The sequence below is a fragment of the Pseudoalteromonas sp. OOF1S-7 genome, assembly GCF_022347765.1.
Lineage (GTDB): Bacteria > Pseudomonadota > Gammaproteobacteria > Enterobacterales > Alteromonadaceae > Pseudoalteromonas.
This window is the reverse complement of record NZ_JAKRFZ010000001.1, coordinates 650,235-665,531: the sequence shown is the minus strand read 5'-3', so window position 1 is coordinate 665,531 and position 15,297 is coordinate 650,235. Positions and strand designations below refer to the sequence as shown.

Annotated in this window: 15 protein-coding genes; 8 read left to right on the top strand and 7 right to left on the bottom strand. The window is 50.5% G+C overall.

Annotated elements, in window-relative coordinates; translation table 11 throughout:
- The first annotated feature begins 2 nt into the window (after positions 1 to 2).
- Both MHN33_RS02945 and MHN33_RS02940 read left to right on the top strand, forming a co-directional pair.
- Complete coding sequence (locus MHN33_RS02945) at positions 3 to 314, top strand: DUF4336 domain-containing protein (RefSeq protein WP_239394922.1); 312 nt, start codon at positions 3 to 5, stop codon at positions 312 to 314.
- Between the two features lie 159 nt (positions 315 to 473).
- Positions 474 to 1,382: a winged helix-turn-helix domain-containing protein gene (locus tag MHN33_RS02940; RefSeq protein ID WP_239394920.1), complete on the top strand. Its 909-nt coding sequence runs from the start codon at positions 474 to 476 to the stop codon at positions 1,380 to 1,382.
- A gap of 195 nt (positions 1,383 to 1,577) precedes the next feature.
- Here the strand turns inward: MHN33_RS02940 and MHN33_RS02935 are convergent, their stop codons facing one another.
- Positions 1,578 to 2,399: a methyltransferase domain-containing protein gene (locus tag MHN33_RS02935; RefSeq protein WP_239394918.1), complete on the bottom strand. Its 822-nt coding sequence runs from the start codon at positions 2,397 to 2,399 to the stop codon at positions 1,578 to 1,580.
- 3 nt (positions 2,400 to 2,402) lie between these two features.
- The gene (locus MHN33_RS02930; protein ID WP_239394916.1) at positions 2,403 to 3,158 is read right to left on the bottom strand and encodes a Nif3-like dinuclear metal center hexameric protein; all 756 of its coding nucleotides are present in this window, start codon (positions 3,156 to 3,158) and stop codon (positions 2,403 to 2,405) included.
- Positions 3,159 to 3,395: 237 nt separating this feature from the next.
- Here MHN33_RS02930 and MHN33_RS02925 point away from each other — a divergent pair, with 237 nt between their 5' ends.
- From MHN33_RS02925 to MHN33_RS02915, 3 genes are all read left to right on the top strand, one after another.
- A complete protein-coding gene (locus MHN33_RS02925; protein ID WP_239394906.1) occupies positions 3,396 to 3,863 on the top strand; it encodes a VOC family protein in 468 nt (155 codons plus the stop codon).
- Between the two features lie 96 nt (positions 3,864 to 3,959).
- The gene (locus tag MHN33_RS02920) at positions 3,960 to 4,121 is read left to right on the top strand and encodes a hypothetical protein (protein ID WP_164518214.1); all 162 of its coding nucleotides are present in this window, start codon (positions 3,960 to 3,962) and stop codon (positions 4,119 to 4,121) included.
- A 264-nt stretch (positions 4,122 to 4,385) separates the two neighbouring features.
- Positions 4,386 to 5,045, top strand: a complete 660-nt coding sequence (locus MHN33_RS02915) for a calcium-binding protein (RefSeq protein ID WP_239394904.1) — start codon at positions 4,386 to 4,388, stop codon at positions 5,043 to 5,045.
- A 65-nt stretch (positions 5,046 to 5,110) separates the two neighbouring features.
- Here the strand turns inward: MHN33_RS02915 and MHN33_RS02910 are convergent, their stop codons facing one another.
- Positions 5,111 to 5,815, bottom strand: a complete 705-nt coding sequence (locus tag MHN33_RS02910; protein WP_125716163.1) for a S24 family peptidase — start codon at positions 5,813 to 5,815, stop codon at positions 5,111 to 5,113.
- Between the two features lie 277 nt (positions 5,816 to 6,092).
- Here MHN33_RS02910 and MHN33_RS02905 point away from each other — a divergent pair, with 277 nt between their 5' ends.
- Positions 6,093 to 6,443 (top strand): helix-turn-helix transcriptional regulator, encoded by a 351-nt coding sequence (locus MHN33_RS02905; protein ID WP_239394902.1) that lies wholly within the window; start codon positions 6,093 to 6,095, stop codon positions 6,441 to 6,443.
- Between the two features lie 61 nt (positions 6,444 to 6,504).
- Here MHN33_RS02905 and MHN33_RS02900 read toward each other — a convergent pair whose 3' ends face one another.
- Together MHN33_RS02900 and MHN33_RS02895 are read right to left on the bottom strand one after the other, a co-directional pair.
- A complete protein-coding gene (locus MHN33_RS02900; protein WP_239394900.1) occupies positions 6,505 to 7,647 on the bottom strand; it encodes a S8 family serine peptidase in 1,143 nt (380 codons plus the stop codon).
- Positions 7,648 to 8,027: 380 nt separating this feature from the next.
- On the bottom strand, positions 8,028 to 9,203 hold the full coding sequence (locus MHN33_RS02895) for a type III PLP-dependent enzyme (protein ID WP_239394898.1): 1,176 nt from the start codon (positions 9,201 to 9,203) through the stop codon (positions 8,028 to 8,030).
- Between the two features lie 62 nt (positions 9,204 to 9,265).
- Between MHN33_RS02895 and MHN33_RS02890 the strand changes: the two genes are divergently transcribed.
- Complete coding sequence (locus MHN33_RS02890) at positions 9,266 to 9,541, top strand: hypothetical protein (protein ID WP_239394896.1); 276 nt, start codon at positions 9,266 to 9,268, stop codon at positions 9,539 to 9,541.
- Between the two features lie 366 nt (positions 9,542 to 9,907).
- A complete protein-coding gene (locus tag MHN33_RS02885; RefSeq protein WP_239394894.1) occupies positions 9,908 to 10,690 on the top strand; it encodes a hypothetical protein in 783 nt (260 codons plus the stop codon).
- A gap of 81 nt (positions 10,691 to 10,771) precedes the next feature.
- Here the strand turns inward: MHN33_RS02885 and MHN33_RS02880 are convergent, their stop codons facing one another.
- Positions 10,772 to 11,929, bottom strand: a complete 1,158-nt coding sequence (locus tag MHN33_RS02880) for a tryptophan 7-halogenase (protein ID WP_239394892.1) — start codon at positions 11,927 to 11,929, stop codon at positions 10,772 to 10,774.
- Positions 11,930 to 11,940: 11 nt separating this feature from the next.
- Positions 11,941 to 15,066 (bottom strand): LodA/GoxA family CTQ-dependent oxidase, encoded by a 3,126-nt coding sequence (locus MHN33_RS02875; RefSeq protein WP_239394890.1) that lies wholly within the window; start codon positions 15,064 to 15,066, stop codon positions 11,941 to 11,943.
- Between the last annotated feature and the right edge of the window lie 231 nt (positions 15,067 to 15,297).

The window sequence follows — 15,297 nt, the reverse complement described above, 5'->3', positions numbered from 1 at the left end:
CTATGGAAGAAGCGGTGTTTTACCACCCGCAAAGCCGCACTATACTGGTGACGGACCTGATAGATAACTTTGACCCAGACAGCCTGAATACCTTCCGACGCTTTTTCGCTAAAGGCGAAGGCGTAGTGGCACCAGAAGGCCAGACTCCGCTGGACTGGCGGCTGAGTTTTATCTTTCATCATGACACCGCACGAGCACACCTGGCAGTTATGCTGGACCGGGCACCCAAGCATCTGGTGATGTCCCTTGGTTTGATCATCGAAGAAAACGCCGTCGCGTTTTTACATCATGCCTTTGAATGGCTTGAAAAGTAATATTAATTGATTGATTCTAAAGCTTATAAATTGAAGTTTTCAAAATGAAAATAGGGGCCAGTAAGACCAAAGTTGATAACTATTCAAGTGCTTGTAACTGGCATGTGAATAAAAAATCCGCTACGCTGGTGCGATAATAATAAGAATATTGTCAGGGTTATGGAATTTCAATTCGCCAATGCGCGTTTGAATATTGCGACGCAGTGCGTCATCATCAATGAGCGGTCGACTCAGCTGGACGACCGTGCCTTTATGCTTCTTCATTATCTTTTGCAGCGCCGCTCTCAGGTCTGTTCACACGCGGAGCTAGTCAAAGTGCTGTGGCCGAATACCGTCGTATCAGATTGGTCATTGCCAAAACTGGTCTCCGCTCTGCGCAGTCAACTCAATCGCGCGGGGCTTATGCAAAACTGCATTGTAACTGTGCGCGGTCAGGGCTATCGCTTTGCCCCCGCCATCGCAGTCAGTGAGCACGCGTTTACGGGTACTTTAATGGGGTCAGCCCATGGTGCAACGACGTCATCTGTTATCGCACAGCCAGTGCAAGTGATCGCACCACGAAATACCAGTATTTTGTCTGTCCGCTACTGGTTGCCAGTGCTGGTAATTGCGTTGATGTGCTTTATCGGATTAATGACGCACAGTACTGAGCCGGCCTGGGAGTTGCGACATGGTGAACCGTCTGATGCTATCGGGCGAATACTCTGGGTCGATGATAACCCCGCGAATAATTTACAGGAAAAACGTTACTTTGAACGGCATCGTATTGGAGTGTATACCGTCAAAACCAGCGAAGAAGCGTTATTACTACTGCAAATGTATGAATACAATCTGATTATTTCGGATATGGGGCGGGCACAGGAACCGCTGGCGGGATTGAAGCTATTGCAACAACTGAGGGCTCAGGGCAATCAAACCCCTTATTACTTTTACACTTTGATTGATAACCAGGCACTGTTACAAGTCATTGCTGATAGTGGAGGGCAGGGCGTGACGACCGAGCGACCGCAGTTATACGGCCACATATTGTCTCATTTTTCCGCAAAGAAAAGCTCCTTAAGTGATTGAAAAAAGTGCTTTTCCAAATTATTCAAAGGATAATTGATGACTTTTTTACATTGTTGTGCCACGGTTAAATCGTTGCTCTCCCGACCTTTGGCATTGACATGCGCTTGCTGAGCAATGTGAGTGTATGACGACAGGATCAAAGACCTGGACACATGTCTCGGCCCTGGCACTGAAAATGGGTGCCAGGGTCTTTTTTTATAGGCTCTTCGCAACCGCTCGATGTTGTAACATCAGGTGGGTATACCTGCCGAGGGAGGCATAGGGTTCCTGCTGATTGTACTTGAGTTCCAGTTCGAGCAAGGCGTCAAACTGACCATGTCCCTTTTCTGGGTCGCGTAGATAATCGTGAAAGCAGCGCACACCCGACTGAGCAATCTTTTGCAACGGTAAGGTGCTTAGCCAGCCGTTGACGTCCTCAGGCTCCAGCGGACGGTTAGGGCTCAATCCCACTTTTTGCTTCACCTGCAGACCATTACGTACATAGTCGAAATTACCATAGACCATATTGGCCATTCGCTGCGCTATCCGGTTGTAATACATCAGGGACAAGTGTCCTTGCGAGGTGAGTCGTTGGGTTAACAGAGCCAGCGCCTGTTGCTGCTCAGTAAGCCATTCCAGCACCGCATGACACATCACCAGATCAAACTGACCGAGTGAAAGCTCGGAGAGTGCCTGCAGCGGTGCATGGATCAGGGTCACCCGATCGCCGACGCCCTGCGCGTCGGCCTGTGTCTGTGCTTGTGCCAGCATTTCGTCAGAGATATCGACGAGTGTGACATGATGCCCTAATCGTGCCAGAAACAGCGCCAGCTGACCCTGACCACCGCCAACATCAAGTATTGTTTTGTCCAGCTCGACACCCAGCCAGGGCAAGTGCTGTGCGAGATCTCGTTGCAAAACGGCTTCTCTCAGTTTGCCTTTGTTGGTGCCATAAATATTATTCTTAAATTTGCTGGTTAATTCGCTAAAGTTGCGGTCCTCATTGCGATTGAGGGTACGTTGTGTGTGCTTGGCCATAGGTCACACTGGGTTGTCGATATCAACAAATTCAACATCCAGGTCAAACTGAGTTGCCAGATACTCGCCCAGAGCTTTTACGCCATATCGCTCAGTTGCATGGTGTCCGGCTGCAAAAAAGTGGATCTGTTGTTCATTCGATGAGTGGATGGTTTGTTCAGACGCCTCACCTGTGAGGTAGGCATCAACCCCCTGGCTGGCTGCCAGGTCAATAAAGCTCTGGCCGCCGCCAGTGCACCAGGCAATGGTTTTGATAAGATGGCTACCTGACTGATTGAGAAGCGGCTTACGCCCCAGCTTCTGTTCAATCAAAGCGGCAAAGTCGGTCGCAGCCATAGGCTCACTCAGCTTACCTTTGACCGCAACACTATTACTGTTCCAGGGTTCCAGCGGGCGTTCCATAGTCAGGCCCAGAAGCTTCCCGAGTTGCGCGTTGTTGCCAACTTCCGAGTGCACATCCAATGGCAGGTGATAAGCCAGTAAGTTTATATCATGTGCCAGTAAGGCCTGCAGACGGCGCTTTTTCATGCCGGTAATGGTTTGATCTTCGCCCTTCCAGAAGTAGCCATGATGAACCAGTATGGCATCGGCCTGTTTTTCAATGGCTGCATCGATGAGAGCCTGGCTGGCTGTCACGCCGGTGATGACCTTACGGATCTCCGTTTTCCCTTCGACCTGCAAGCCATTTGGACAGTAGTCTTTTATCTGAAAAGGTTTAAGAAATTCATTGAGGTGGTTTACCAACTTTTTACGTTGCATCGTGCTCTCACTGTTGGGCATTAAAAGCGCCTAGTTTAACGCTTTTTGAGGCGCTGAAAAAGGCATGAACACAAGGTGTGAAGATTTGTGCAGAGCTGGAGCATAATTCGACATTTCAGCGAACTGGGCTAGCTTTAAATGACCAGGTTGCCTGACGAGCGGTATGGTGTATATGTGGGTATGCATACAGCCAAAAGACATGTCATGGCACAGCTCTTAACGTGTGAGGAAATCATTATGACAGTTTCAGCGATACCGGATGGCTACCACGCCCTGACTCCCTACTTGATCACCGAAAATGCGGCCCAGGCGATAGATTTTTACCGCAAGGCTTTTTCTGCAGAGTTGATTATGCAGCTGCCTATGCCAGATGGCGGTGTGGCACATGCAGAGCTAAAGATTGGAGACTCTCATTTAATGCTGTCAGATATGTGTCCGGATATGCACTTTAAGAGTCCACAGCAGCTCGGAGGTACACCGGTTAGTTTGATGTTGTACGTCCCTGATGTTGATAGCACCTTTGCCCAGGCCATCGCAGCGGGAGCGACCGAGCTACGTCCCGTGGTGGATCAATTTTATGGCGACAGAGCGGGGACATTGCAGGACCCATTTGGTCACGTCTGGACCATAGGCACGCATCAGGAAGATTTAACTGAAGAAGAGATTATGGCACGCATGGCCCAGTGGATGACGGACGACTCATAACTGGTAAAATAATTGTTGATTTATTGTGGTTAAAATGTCAGGTTGTTTCTTGTGGTCTTTTTTTGGCCATAAAAAATTCAACTCAAGGACAAGAAAATGAAATTACAAATTAAAAAATCAGCACTAAAGCGCCTTACAGATACACAACAACTGGCACAGCAACAAACCCCTAATGTAGCGGGTGGTGCGCATTCATACCGCTGTAATCCGCCACCGCAATCAGAAACAGGTAATCGCTACTGGGCATGTGAGTGCTAAACTGGATTTGTTGATCACAGAGCCCGTAATGGGCTCTTACTGAACTCTCACATACCCAGCGAGGTTTACATCCCACCCTAATAATTTTGCCCACCATTCTCGTATTGAGCAGCTAAACTTAAATAGGCTTCCCGTGTTACATCTGCACATTGTGTCCATACTGTGTCGCTAGAGTGACAATAGGTAATCTGGTTATATGGTATTAGCACGGCATCTAATTTCACTCAGCCAGGTTAAACAGCGCTTTTAAAAGGGTGTAGGGATATGGTTAAGCGGGTCTTGGTGACGTTTTTATTGGGTCTTATGGGCATGCTTGGTGCTCACGGTGCGATTGCATCCGATGGCGTGTGCGTCGGACTGGGTGGAGGCGCCATTGTCGAATTAAAGCGCATGTCTTTGCGTGCTGTAAAATCGGTCAGGCACATCGTGGTGCTTAATATTGTTGGCACGACAGAGGCAGAAACGTACCGGCTAACCCTGGACGGTCGGCGCATTAAAGTAATGAGAGCTACCTCGGACAGTGCCAGCTGTGTGTTTATCTATGCCAATCAGGTTGAGCAAATTCACGTTTATCTGAGCGAAGGCAATGACAGTTACGACGGCCGTGCCATGACCATTGAACAACACATCTGGGCCGGCAGCGGTGATGATGAAGTGATGGGGGGGCGTGGTGCGGACCGATTATTTGGTGGCGCTGGCAATGATGAACTCAGAGGATTTTCCGGACGTGACAAGCTGGTCGGTGGGATTGGCGATGACACTCTGCTCGGCGGTGATGACAAAGATGTACTCGAAGGCAAAGAGGGGAATGATATTCTCGCTGGCGGCACGGGTTACGACACCCTTAACGGCGGCAGTGGCCGCAATCAGCTCTATCAGGGAGAGATAGTAACCAGTTCAAATGAACAAGGTGGTAAGTACTAGCCTGGCAGATATTAGTCCTCTGGTAGCTATACAGTGCCTGCTCAGCGGTCGTGATGGGCGTTTTATTACGCCAGATCTTTGCCAATCCACACGACTTTGCCGATGATCTCCAGTTGCTCCAGCTCGTCGGCCCGGACCACCTGCTCAACGTATTCTTTGTTATCACTGATAAGCCTTACCGAGCCATCCAGATATTGTTGTAAGCGTTTGGCGTACAGCTCTTCACCCAGTCGGACGACATAGATCAGACCTTCACTGAGTTTTTTATCACTCAAATCCACCAAAATAGTGTTGTTGTTGTGAATGGTGGGTTCCATGGAGTCGCCTTTGGCAAAGACCACTGCCAGCTCACTTTTATCAAGGTTTTTGTAATCTATCCACTTTTTTCTGAATGCCAGATGGCGTGCAACCTGGGCATTGTCATTAAAGGCACCATGGCCGGTACTGACCGAGACATGATAGCCCGGGACCAGCACAAAGGCTTCGTTAAATTCATCCAGCTTCACAAGTGGTTGGGTAATAATCGGTGATTGTGGGCAGTCCGCAGCAGTCTCTCCCTGGATCAGCCACATTAGATCCACATTAGCGACCTGTGCAATGCGTTCAACTATACTCAGCTTAGGATCTTCACCTTTTAGTATGCGTCTTAACGTTCCTTCAGAAATATCAATTTTTGACGCAAAGGCACGAATACTATGCGGTTTAATTGCATATTCAACGCGCTCTGCGAATGCTGAGATATCAGCTTCCGTATTATGTTGTTTTTCCATTGTTTGATACCACGCCTTTGGTGTCCCATTTTTAAGCAATACGGCATTATAGAAACTTGAATGAAAAAACGCAATTCAAATTTTTACGCAAAGTTTTGAAAATTACGCATTGATCTGCGTAAAAAACTAAACTATCATCTTTCATAAATTACGCATTGGCGGTGTTTTAAGGATTCAGTCCGCGTTAACAGCCATTGCTGATAGTAGATAATGACCCAATTGCATCAATATAGTTGGGCAACATGACAAGATTGCGTAAAAAAGTAAGGAAGTGGATATGACCAGCACAGTTACCTGCAAGATCCCGACAGAAACCATGATTAATCCGTTTGCTCTGGGAGGAGGTGTTCCATCACCGCACCAAGATAAGGCACAAGAGTTTGACTTGTTGCGGGCTCCCCGGGGGGCACAATTGTTAAAGTATGCTCGTAAATCAAGAGGTTATACTCAAGCAGAATCAGCCGCAAGCTATGGTATTGAGGAGCGTACTTTAAGGCGCTGGGAGAACAACGAGTTTAACCCGAGATGGAATGATGTGATTTCTTTACTGGAAGACGTGTATTTTATGGATATTATGCAGGCGATTGCGGGTGTTCGGTCTATGCAAGCGCAGGGAATATCGGTCTGAGAGTCTGAAGTAGCCAATTATAGCAGCAGCTCAGCGCAGAGGCTGAACTGCTGTCTGTCACTTATAAGTGAATGATGCTGTCGGCATTACCATCCGGATCTCCGGATGCGCGACCATCCGTTCTGGGGTTACCATTGCTCATCATAATCACGGCACAGGCTGCGGGTGATGCCATCGACGTACCCGACATTGTGGTCGTACCACCACCATTGCGTGTCGACAAAATGCTGACACCCGGTGCCGCATAGTCGACAGGCGGATTGCCATAGTTTGAGAAGCTGGCAAAGCGATCATTGGCATCTGTGGCTGAGATAGTATATACGCGCGGATGTGAAGCACTGGCGGGAGAGACATTGCTGGCATGCTGACTCTCGTTACCAGCTGCAATCACAAAGAAAGCCCCCGATTGTTGTGCTGCACTTTCGACGGCATCATTCAGTTCCTGGTTAAAGCCACCGCCCAGACTCATGTTGACACAGTCCCCCGCTGACGCATTGGCTGCGACATGGTCGATACCGGCTAAAACACCCGACCAGCTGCCTGAACCGCGGGAATCGAGTACTTTCACCGGAACAACGGTCGCACCTGCCGCGACACCAACCACATCGATGTCATTATCTAACGCTGCAATGGTGCCGGCGACATGGGTGCCGTGACCATTGCCATCGTCCACACCGGCATTCTTACCTTTACTGAATGCGCTGAAGCCTCGGCTGCTGTCTACATTGAGATCGCTATGGTCAACGTCGATGCCCGTATCTATGACCCAGGCGGTATAACCGCTGCCATCAACGGGGCCACCAACACGACTGACACTCCATGGAGTGGTCTGGCCTTGCGAACCTCCACCACCTGGTTTTCCAAGCTTTTTGGCCGGGCTGGCATACACGGCACCATCTGGCGTAAAGCGCATTGAGGCCGATTCTGCAGCAAAGGTTGCACGTGCCAGCTCACAGCTCATATTGACTGCCATGCCTTTCATTGCATGTTTGTAAATGTGTTTTGCCTGAGCGTTTGCGCGGGCCAGCAGCCCTCTGGCCTTGCCCTCCACATCCAGTTTTTCTGTTTTGTCGTCGAATCTGACGATACAGGTGTTGTTGATCGCCAGCTCAGCAGCTGCACCCCGATAGTCGGGTTCAGACGCTGATGTAGCGGCACTTGAAAGGACACTTACAACCGATAAGCAAATTAAAGAATGTTTCATTCGTTTTTCCTGTTGTCATAAAGGTATTTGTTTTTATTTGGTTAACTCGGTGTATCGAGTTGTATTAAAAGTTACGTTCAATTGAACAAAAGTCAAACGAAATGAATAAAAATTTTCATCTGGCCGGGTGTGTGGTCTATTTAATTCTTAGTATAAGTGTTTGTGGAAGTAATTAATCTTCTTATTTCAGGACCTTTTTTGGTGTTATATGTGGGTGATGTGGTGCTTCAGCGCGCTGGTCAAGGCCGATGCGTTATTTATTGCGCAGCATGCTGTATCAGATACACGCACATAAACGTCGGAAGGGTAGAGAGCCTTATACGTCCGATTGGATATGTCAAGGTGAGAGGCCCCCGGGGAGCCTCTGACAGGTAGGTAAGTTAGCTGCCGAATTCGGCCTGGTGAAGTTGGATCACTTCATTGAGTACCACTGTGGTGGCACGTTTGAAGAAGTTGAAGTCGGTCGCTGTTGCACTGGTGTAGGCACCCATCATGCGGGTGATCACCAGATCGCCATCTTCCAGTTTGGGCAGTTCAACGGCATCACAGATCACGTCTATGCTGTCGCAGGTTGGCCCTGCCAGTACGCTTGGATAGACCACATCAGCGGTCTTCAGAGTGCGCAGCGGATAGCACGCCATGTCGAACATCAGCCCACTGAAAGAGCCATAAATCCCATCGTCCAGATAATACCAGGTACGGCCTTCACGTTGTGCCTGACCCATCACCGAGGCAACGCAGGTCATCGCACCGGCAACGATAAAGCGACCGGGCTCGGCAATACGCTGCACCGTCTCTGGCAGTTGTGCCAGTGCCGCATTGATTGGCGCACAAAAAGCACGAATATCTACCTGGTTGCTCGCGTACGATACCGGGAAACCACCACCAATATCCAGGCAGCTCAGTGCAGGCAAGCCTTCAGCCACCACGTCGTCCATCAGCTGTTTGCACGCCTGAATAGCCGCGACATATTTGTCGGCATTGGCGGTTTGTGAACCAACATGAAACGACAGACCTTTCACCCGAATACCCCATTGCTGCGCCTGACGGATCAGGTTCATTGCATCGGCCGGACTGCAACCGAATTTTTTCGACAGGTCGGCATAGGCTTCACTGTTGCGAAAGCTCAGTCGGATCAGCACTTCAGCTTGTTCGGCAAACTCGCGAAACTTAGCCAGCTCGTTGAGGTTGTCGACCACAAACACCTGACAGCCATACTCCAATGCATCAGCAATGTCACTGCGACGCTTGATTGGGTGCGTATGGATTGTGCGTTCAGCCGGCACACCCTGCTCACGTACCAGTGCGACTTCACCGCTGGTTGCCAGATCAAAACTGGCACCCAGTTGCAGTAAAGTGCGCACTACTGCTGGATGCGGCAGGGGCTTCAGGGCATAGTGTAAACGCACGCCGGGCAATGCTTCGCAAAGTGCCTCGTATTGGTCACGCACCTGCTCACAGTCGAGCATCAGTAGTGGTGAACCGTACTGCGCAACCAGATCGGTAACAAGGGTAGCGTCAATAGCAAAATTTTGTACTTGAGGCTGAATAGGCATAGCGACTCCAAATAGTATCAGCGAATAACGACCTGCAGGCTCTGTGTGAACGGTGCTTGTTTGTGGTGCACGCGATCACCCCTTCAGGTCTTGAGCAAAGCGACTCAGGTTTTGACGACGCATCAGCGTATTACCTTTACCCGAATCAGTTACAGATCCTGGATAGTTGCTCTATCGCCTTGCCACGGGGTGACCACATCATGACTGGCTCATTGACCCGTCATGCTAAACACACCACCGCGATGTACTCGGATTGGCTATCTTCAGAAAACACGCAGATAGTAGGGCGCTTGGTGCTGCTGTGCAAGCCCCATTTCAACGAGAAATTTTGCTGCTGAGTGACAAATTTATTTGTCGTAGATCAAGCTTTGCCGGTTTATGAAATTGGCAACAACGCGACTCAGGTGAAGTTTCATTATTTTTTGAACAGAATAAAACAGGGTCTCTTAGGAGCGACTTTTGAAACTCTGAGCAATGCTTATGATGGCGGTGCGTGTTTTCTTTATTATTATGATTTAAATGGATATTTTTATGCTTTTCATAAGTAAGCCTACTTGTTTTTGAAATTTGTCTGGCGCGAATTTCTCTTGCTATGGTGACCTCAGTTGGTAAGCAAGGGCCAGACAGTCATCTGGCTGCCTGACCTGCGCTTCAGCATTTAGTCATTCACGTTTTATTTCGTTACTTATTAAAAGGACATAACCATGAAAACCTTATCTTTGTCATTTGCAGCCGCCGCTTTGTTCACTGCGTTTGGTAGTCAGGCTACTGCGTATCAGAACGTATTTGATACGGATGGATATGAGCGTCTGACCAACTATACCTCAGGTCCGGTGAGCTCGGCATTGTTGACGGGTGAGTTTGCCCATAACTTTGAAGCGCAGCTGATACTGCGTGGTGAAGGGGCACACTGTGATTCAGCAAACCTGTACTCGGCGCAGGACGGCAGCCACATTGCAAACCTGGGTGTGAAAACCATTGCAGATCGCAACACGGTTGAAATGGGCGTGGCGATTCCTGACACGGCACTGACTGACAAGAAAGTACTGCATGTCAGCTGCTACGACGCGGCGGGGGATTGGTACAATGTGTTGGTTAACGTGCCGGGTGCCCCCATCGTTGACTGGCAAATTGAACTGACACCTGCCGGTGATTTTGTTCATCAGCCTTACTCATATGGCTATCACACTGCATATCACATCAGCAGCCGCCTGGTGATTGACAACCAGAACAACGATGCCCGTTGTAGCGTTCTTGCAGATCGGGGTGTGTCTTTGGGCCTGTTCCACGGCGAAGATCGCAAGGGACCTTTCCATTCAGACGTATTTACGCTGGACACAGTCGTTGACAATAAAGCCAAGCACCCGGTGCTGTATCAAATTCTGGAGTGTGAAAACGCGGCAGGCAAAACCATGGCGGTGAAGGTCTTTAACCTGACAGATCCAAACAGCATCTACACCTATGAAGATCAGCTGATTGTAAAATAATACCACTTTGCTCCATCCGATGAGCAAATATAAAAATGGACAGGTATAAAACGGACTTGAATTGCGAACCTCACGCCGGGCTCAACTGAACTCGGCGTTTTTGTGTGTCTGGCGACGTTGCCAGTAAGGAGAACCGGGCCAGCGCCGTTCCTGTGCGTAATAATGTGCGCGATGGCTCAGATAGTGTTGCCAGATAGACTTGATCTGTGCCTGATGCAGGCGGGTTACTTCAATGGCGGCATCGGCGTCGCTCAGGCCATACTCACCCAGGCTGTTGGCCAGTTGCATGGCGCTTGCCATGGCATTAAACATGCCCTGCGACGACAAAGGATCGAAGCTGCAGGCGGCATCACCCAGTGCAGCCCAGCGGTGCCCGGCAGCCTGCGTCAGACAGGTACTATTGGCCGATACCACACCATGCAACTGTATGGAGCCCGACCGCTCAATACCTTGCGGCAATAGTGCCTTTAATCCAGGTTGTGTACGTGCCAGGCGGCAAAACTGAGCTAAATCGTGTTGCAGGCCTTTGTTGAGTAAGTCACTGTCGGTTTGCAGTGCCAGTACTCGGCGTTGCGCCGGTAATCGGGCGCTGTACCACCATCCTTGCTCGCTCGCTTCAATATAAGCCAGCTGGTTTTTAATGGCACAACCCAGGCTTGCCCACAGGGCAATCTGTTTGTCCAGCACAGTGCGCTTGAGTCCTAGCTTAGTGGCAAATGCGCTGTGGCGTCCGGTGGCATCAATTACAAAGTGGCAGGGGATAGCAATGCTCTGCTGAGTGGCCTGCGTTTGCGCTGAGGCACGCGCTGCCAGATACAACAACCAGCCGTCACTGCCAGGCTGGGCGTCCAGTAACCTGGCGGGCCAGAGTATTTCCACGCCGTACGCGACCACTTGCTCACGCAGCCAGTTTTCAAACCCGGCCCGATTGAGTTGCCAGCCCAAACCATCGGGGTTGCTAAGGTTGTCGTTAATAAGGCTTTGCTCGCTGCCCCAGCGGCTTTGAATGCCATAGTTTGGAATATGTAAATCCTGGCGCTGCTCAAAGTCTTGCAGCAGGTTTAAATTTCGTAGGATCCGCGCTGCCGCCGGCGGCAGGCATTCACCCACCTTGTCGGGGCAGGCTGTTTGCTTGTCAATCAACAATACCTGAAAGTGGCGACTCAGCGCCAGGGCGGCGATACAGCCTGCCACCCCGGCGCCAATGATCGCAATCTGACAGTGTTTTACCTGTGTCATTGCGTATGACCTTATTTAAAGTCCTTGGGAAAGTTTGCCGCAAAACGACTGACTTTTTCGATCACCCCAAGATCCACCCGAGAGCGTGAAGTCGCCATGACGGGCCTTGCTGCGTCCCTGCCATCCGGGCTGGGCACCAGATTCGCAGCCAGCTGCGCAACGGTCTGAAGCTGGTTCAAGGATTGCTCTTTGGGCACCGTCTTGATCGATTGTTCGGGAAGGTGATCTTTGGCGGTGATCCCAACCTGCATGGTAGCGGGCAGATCTACCTCGTCAGTTGCACCTGGTCGGCCCTGTACCACAGCCAGTTTGTCGAAATTGGCGATCATGCTGTTGATCTGTGCGGTATAGGTTGCTGGCTGGCCATACAATGGTAGGGCATCGAGCCAGTCGCTGCGGTAATTGAATGCCTCAACGCGGGTTTGCGGGTCCAGTGCCGGGTTAATGGCTTCTTCATAGCGCGCCACATCCAGAATATTATTCGGCACCCGAGCAGGCCAGAAAGTGGGCAGGTAAGGGTCGTAATCGGGCGTGTAGCCATCGCGGCAGCTGGCGGTGTCTGTCTGCCAGGGGATCGCCATCCAGCGGGTGATGCCACCGGCCACCTGACCTCCGAGGATTGGACCTTGTGCCAGTGTAATGGTATCGCCGTTGATTTGGGCTCCATAGTAAGTGGTGTCTTTACTGATCCCTTTATCGGCATGTTTGATGCGAAACGGTGCCATGTACATGCCGGCCGTGCGCATGGGCCAGGTCATTTCACAGCCCGGATGGAAGGCATCAGCCAGACAGAAATCCAGTGCCCCCCGGGTGAGCATATCCGGTTGCTCAGCAACGGGGACTTTATTTATGTCATCGGGGTTTGCGGCATGCGGACATACTGCCGGGTCGACGTAGTCGGCGGTAAAGTCGCCCTCTACCCATTGGTCTAAAAACGACAGTTGTAGTGCTGACAGGGTGGAATGCTGGCGCTCCGATCCCGTTGGCGGAATGGACAAAGCATCACCATAAAGCCAGGGCCACAGTTGCGCAGCCTGTGCACCGGGTTGACCGTAACGACGGAAATTGTTCGACAGGGTGCGGCGTAGTTCTTTGTAAGCCGGGGACGGGTTGCCCAGTTTGGCTTTCCATTCTTCACTGGTGTAGTTAAAGGGCGCTTTAAAACCAAACCCAGCGGCAAAGCCCGCGTTCACCCATTGCAAGTCGGTCATCCGCTCGAAAATAGGCAAAATATCGTGTTTGAAAGACGGACGAGCCGGACGGGTTAACATGCCAGCATTGATGGCGACTGAGCGCATCAGATCCCACATAGTGCGTACGGACTTTTGCATTGGTGCATAATCCGGTGGCGCGCACACCACCCAGGCCGGGTCGACCTGCAATTTGACGCCTTCATATTCAACTTCGGCGGTCACCGGGCCATCGGAAATATCGTCATGCCAGCCCTGATTATTGGCAAAGGTAATGGCAATGTCGCCATTGATATTACGCGATACCCCATTGCCCCCGAGCACAATGAGGCGACCCTGCTCGTCAGATTTAAGTTCACCCAGATAGACTTCTTCGCCCATGAATTCGCCATGAAACTGCGGGCCTTTTTTCACTTTGGTTTTATTCAAGGTATGACAGCCGCCATCGATCAATAAGCGGTTACGATCGGCGACATTATTGTTGCGCAGCAGGCTGGGCGGGGCATCGGCGGCTTCCGGCACATCCAGTGCCAGCTGAAATTCGTACCAGGACGACTTCTGATTGGCCAGGTGTACCTGCCAGCGAATATTGGCGTTTTCCATAGTCAGCTCTTTAACGGGCTTGCCTGCCGCGTTAAAACCATAAATGCGGAACTCAGCCGCCTGACGCTTAAGCAGCCCTTTTTTGTCACGATAGGCATCTTTTTCCAGGCGAGGTTTAGGGTTGGGCACCTGCGGACCAATAAAATACTCCTTGCTGCTGCCTACCCGCATTACGCCAATGGGGGGGTAAATGCCAGCCCGTACAATACAGTCACTGTCTTCGTCGCTGTTCCCGGTAAACTTTGGGTCGATGGCATCGGGTTCGTTCATCTGCTGACCATTGGCCTGATGGCGGGTATTGGCGCTGGCCTGATAAACGATTTTACGTGCTTGTGCAATGGAACCCAGCGGTTCATTTTCAGCCAGGGTGCGCCAGATATTAAATGCAAGATTACGGCCAAACTCAGCCTGACCTATGGCACAAATGTCTTGCTGTGGCAGCGTGAGGGTGGCAACCGGCTCGAAGGGAGCTTCCTTTTCTGACCACACGACCATGGCATTGTCGATGGGGAATTCTTTTTCTGAGGCACCTTGTGGGCGGCGCTGGATCTCAAACACAAACTTGGCCGGCCCCTGACGGAGCCGAATTTGTAAGTCATCGGCCAGATAATCATTGCCCTGGGCCGGTGAGCCCCGGTAGGTATCGACCGGACGAATACGATATTTCACGACATTCTGCTCACCAAGTTTGAACGGCAGTATCGCCCAGTAATGAGTGCTCAGACAGCTGGCTTCGGGTTTGGTCATGGCATCCAGTACGTCGGCTGTTTTCGGGTGTTTTTCCAGATAGGCCGGGTAGTCGCGGTCGATAACGCCGGCTGTGGTAAAGGCACACATTTGAGAGGCATCGCGAACAAAAAATCGGTCGATGTTCTGCATGATAAAGTCGACATTGTCACTGTCACCCAGCAGTTTCTTTCCTTTCACGCCAAAGAGTTTGATCCCCACGCCCAAAGTGGAATGCAGATCCGGGCCATCCGGTGTGGTATCGCTTGAGAAGCGCACCACACAGTCATAACTGGCCGATTTTGCAAATACACCAGCCTGTAAACATTTGTTCAGGTTGTTGTGGATCTCAAACTTGCCGTAAACGATACCATGTTGCTTACGAAAGACGGCCCGCTCAGCGGGCTTCTGGCCGCGTTCAATACGGGTTTTTTGTCCCATTTCAACAAACATTTCTTTCAGGCGCTGAGTGGCCAGTTCAATGGGCTGGAAGTCATCATTCCCGTTCCAGCACTTCACCTTATTGGCTGTTGGGGCATTATCTATGTTCTTTTTAAGATACTTAGGGTTTACCAGTTCACCTTGTTGTGGCTTATTACGTTTTTTCTTATCGCTCATAACGGTTTCCGCTTATCAATGTTTCCTTGTCAGGTAACTGCAATGACCTATGAGTTATTCACACGTCATTTACCTGTCCCGACCGGGCCGTACGTTTTACGTCAGCCCACTTTAAGTATAGCGGGGCTGCACCGATCAGTATCTGGATAAACTCTAGATGCAAAGGCATTCGGTGACTATTACAGAAGGTTACGCGGGTCAGAAGTGGGCTGAGAAAAAACCCGTAAACCG

Bases quoted from the DNA above. Each gene is read 5' to 3' on its own strand.
- MHN33_RS02940 (WP_239394920.1), top strand. From the start codon at position 474: ATGGAATTTCAATTCGCCAATGCGCGTTTGAATATTGCGACGCAGTGC.
- MHN33_RS02895 (WP_239394898.1), bottom strand. From the start codon at position 9,203: ATGCCTATTCAGCCTCAAGTACAAAATTTTGCTATTGACGCTACCCTT.
- MHN33_RS02930 (WP_239394916.1), bottom strand. From the start codon at position 3,158: ATGCAACGTAAAAAGTTGGTAAACCACCTCAATGAATTTCTTAAACCT.
- MHN33_RS02900 (WP_239394900.1), bottom strand. From the start codon at position 7,647: ATGAAACATTCTTTAATTTGCTTATCGGTTGTAAGTGTCCTTTCAAGT.
- MHN33_RS02910 (WP_125716163.1), bottom strand. From the start codon at position 5,815: ATGGAAAAACAACATAATACGGAAGCTGATATCTCAGCATTCGCAGAG.
- MHN33_RS02905 (WP_239394902.1), top strand. From the start codon at position 6,093: ATGACCAGCACAGTTACCTGCAAGATCCCGACAGAAACCATGATTAAT.
- MHN33_RS02880 (WP_239394892.1), bottom strand. From the start codon at position 11,929: ATGACACAGGTAAAACACTGTCAGATTGCGATCATTGGCGCCGGGGTG.
- MHN33_RS02945 (WP_239394922.1), top strand. From the start codon at position 3: ATGGAAGAAGCGGTGTTTTACCACCCGCAAAGCCGCACTATACTGGTG.
- MHN33_RS02925 (WP_239394906.1), top strand. From the start codon at position 3,396: ATGACAGTTTCAGCGATACCGGATGGCTACCACGCCCTGACTCCCTAC.
- MHN33_RS02915 (WP_239394904.1), top strand. From the start codon at position 4,386: ATGGTTAAGCGGGTCTTGGTGACGTTTTTATTGGGTCTTATGGGCATG.
- MHN33_RS02935 (WP_239394918.1), bottom strand. From the start codon at position 2,399: ATGGCCAAGCACACACAACGTACCCTCAATCGCAATGAGGACCGCAAC.
- MHN33_RS02875 (WP_239394890.1), bottom strand. From the start codon at position 15,066: ATGAGCGATAAGAAAAAACGTAATAAGCCACAACAAGGTGAACTGGTA.
- MHN33_RS02920 (WP_164518214.1), top strand. From the start codon at position 3,960: ATGAAATTACAAATTAAAAAATCAGCACTAAAGCGCCTTACAGATACA.
- MHN33_RS02885 (WP_239394894.1), top strand. From the start codon at position 9,908: ATGAAAACCTTATCTTTGTCATTTGCAGCCGCCGCTTTGTTCACTGCG.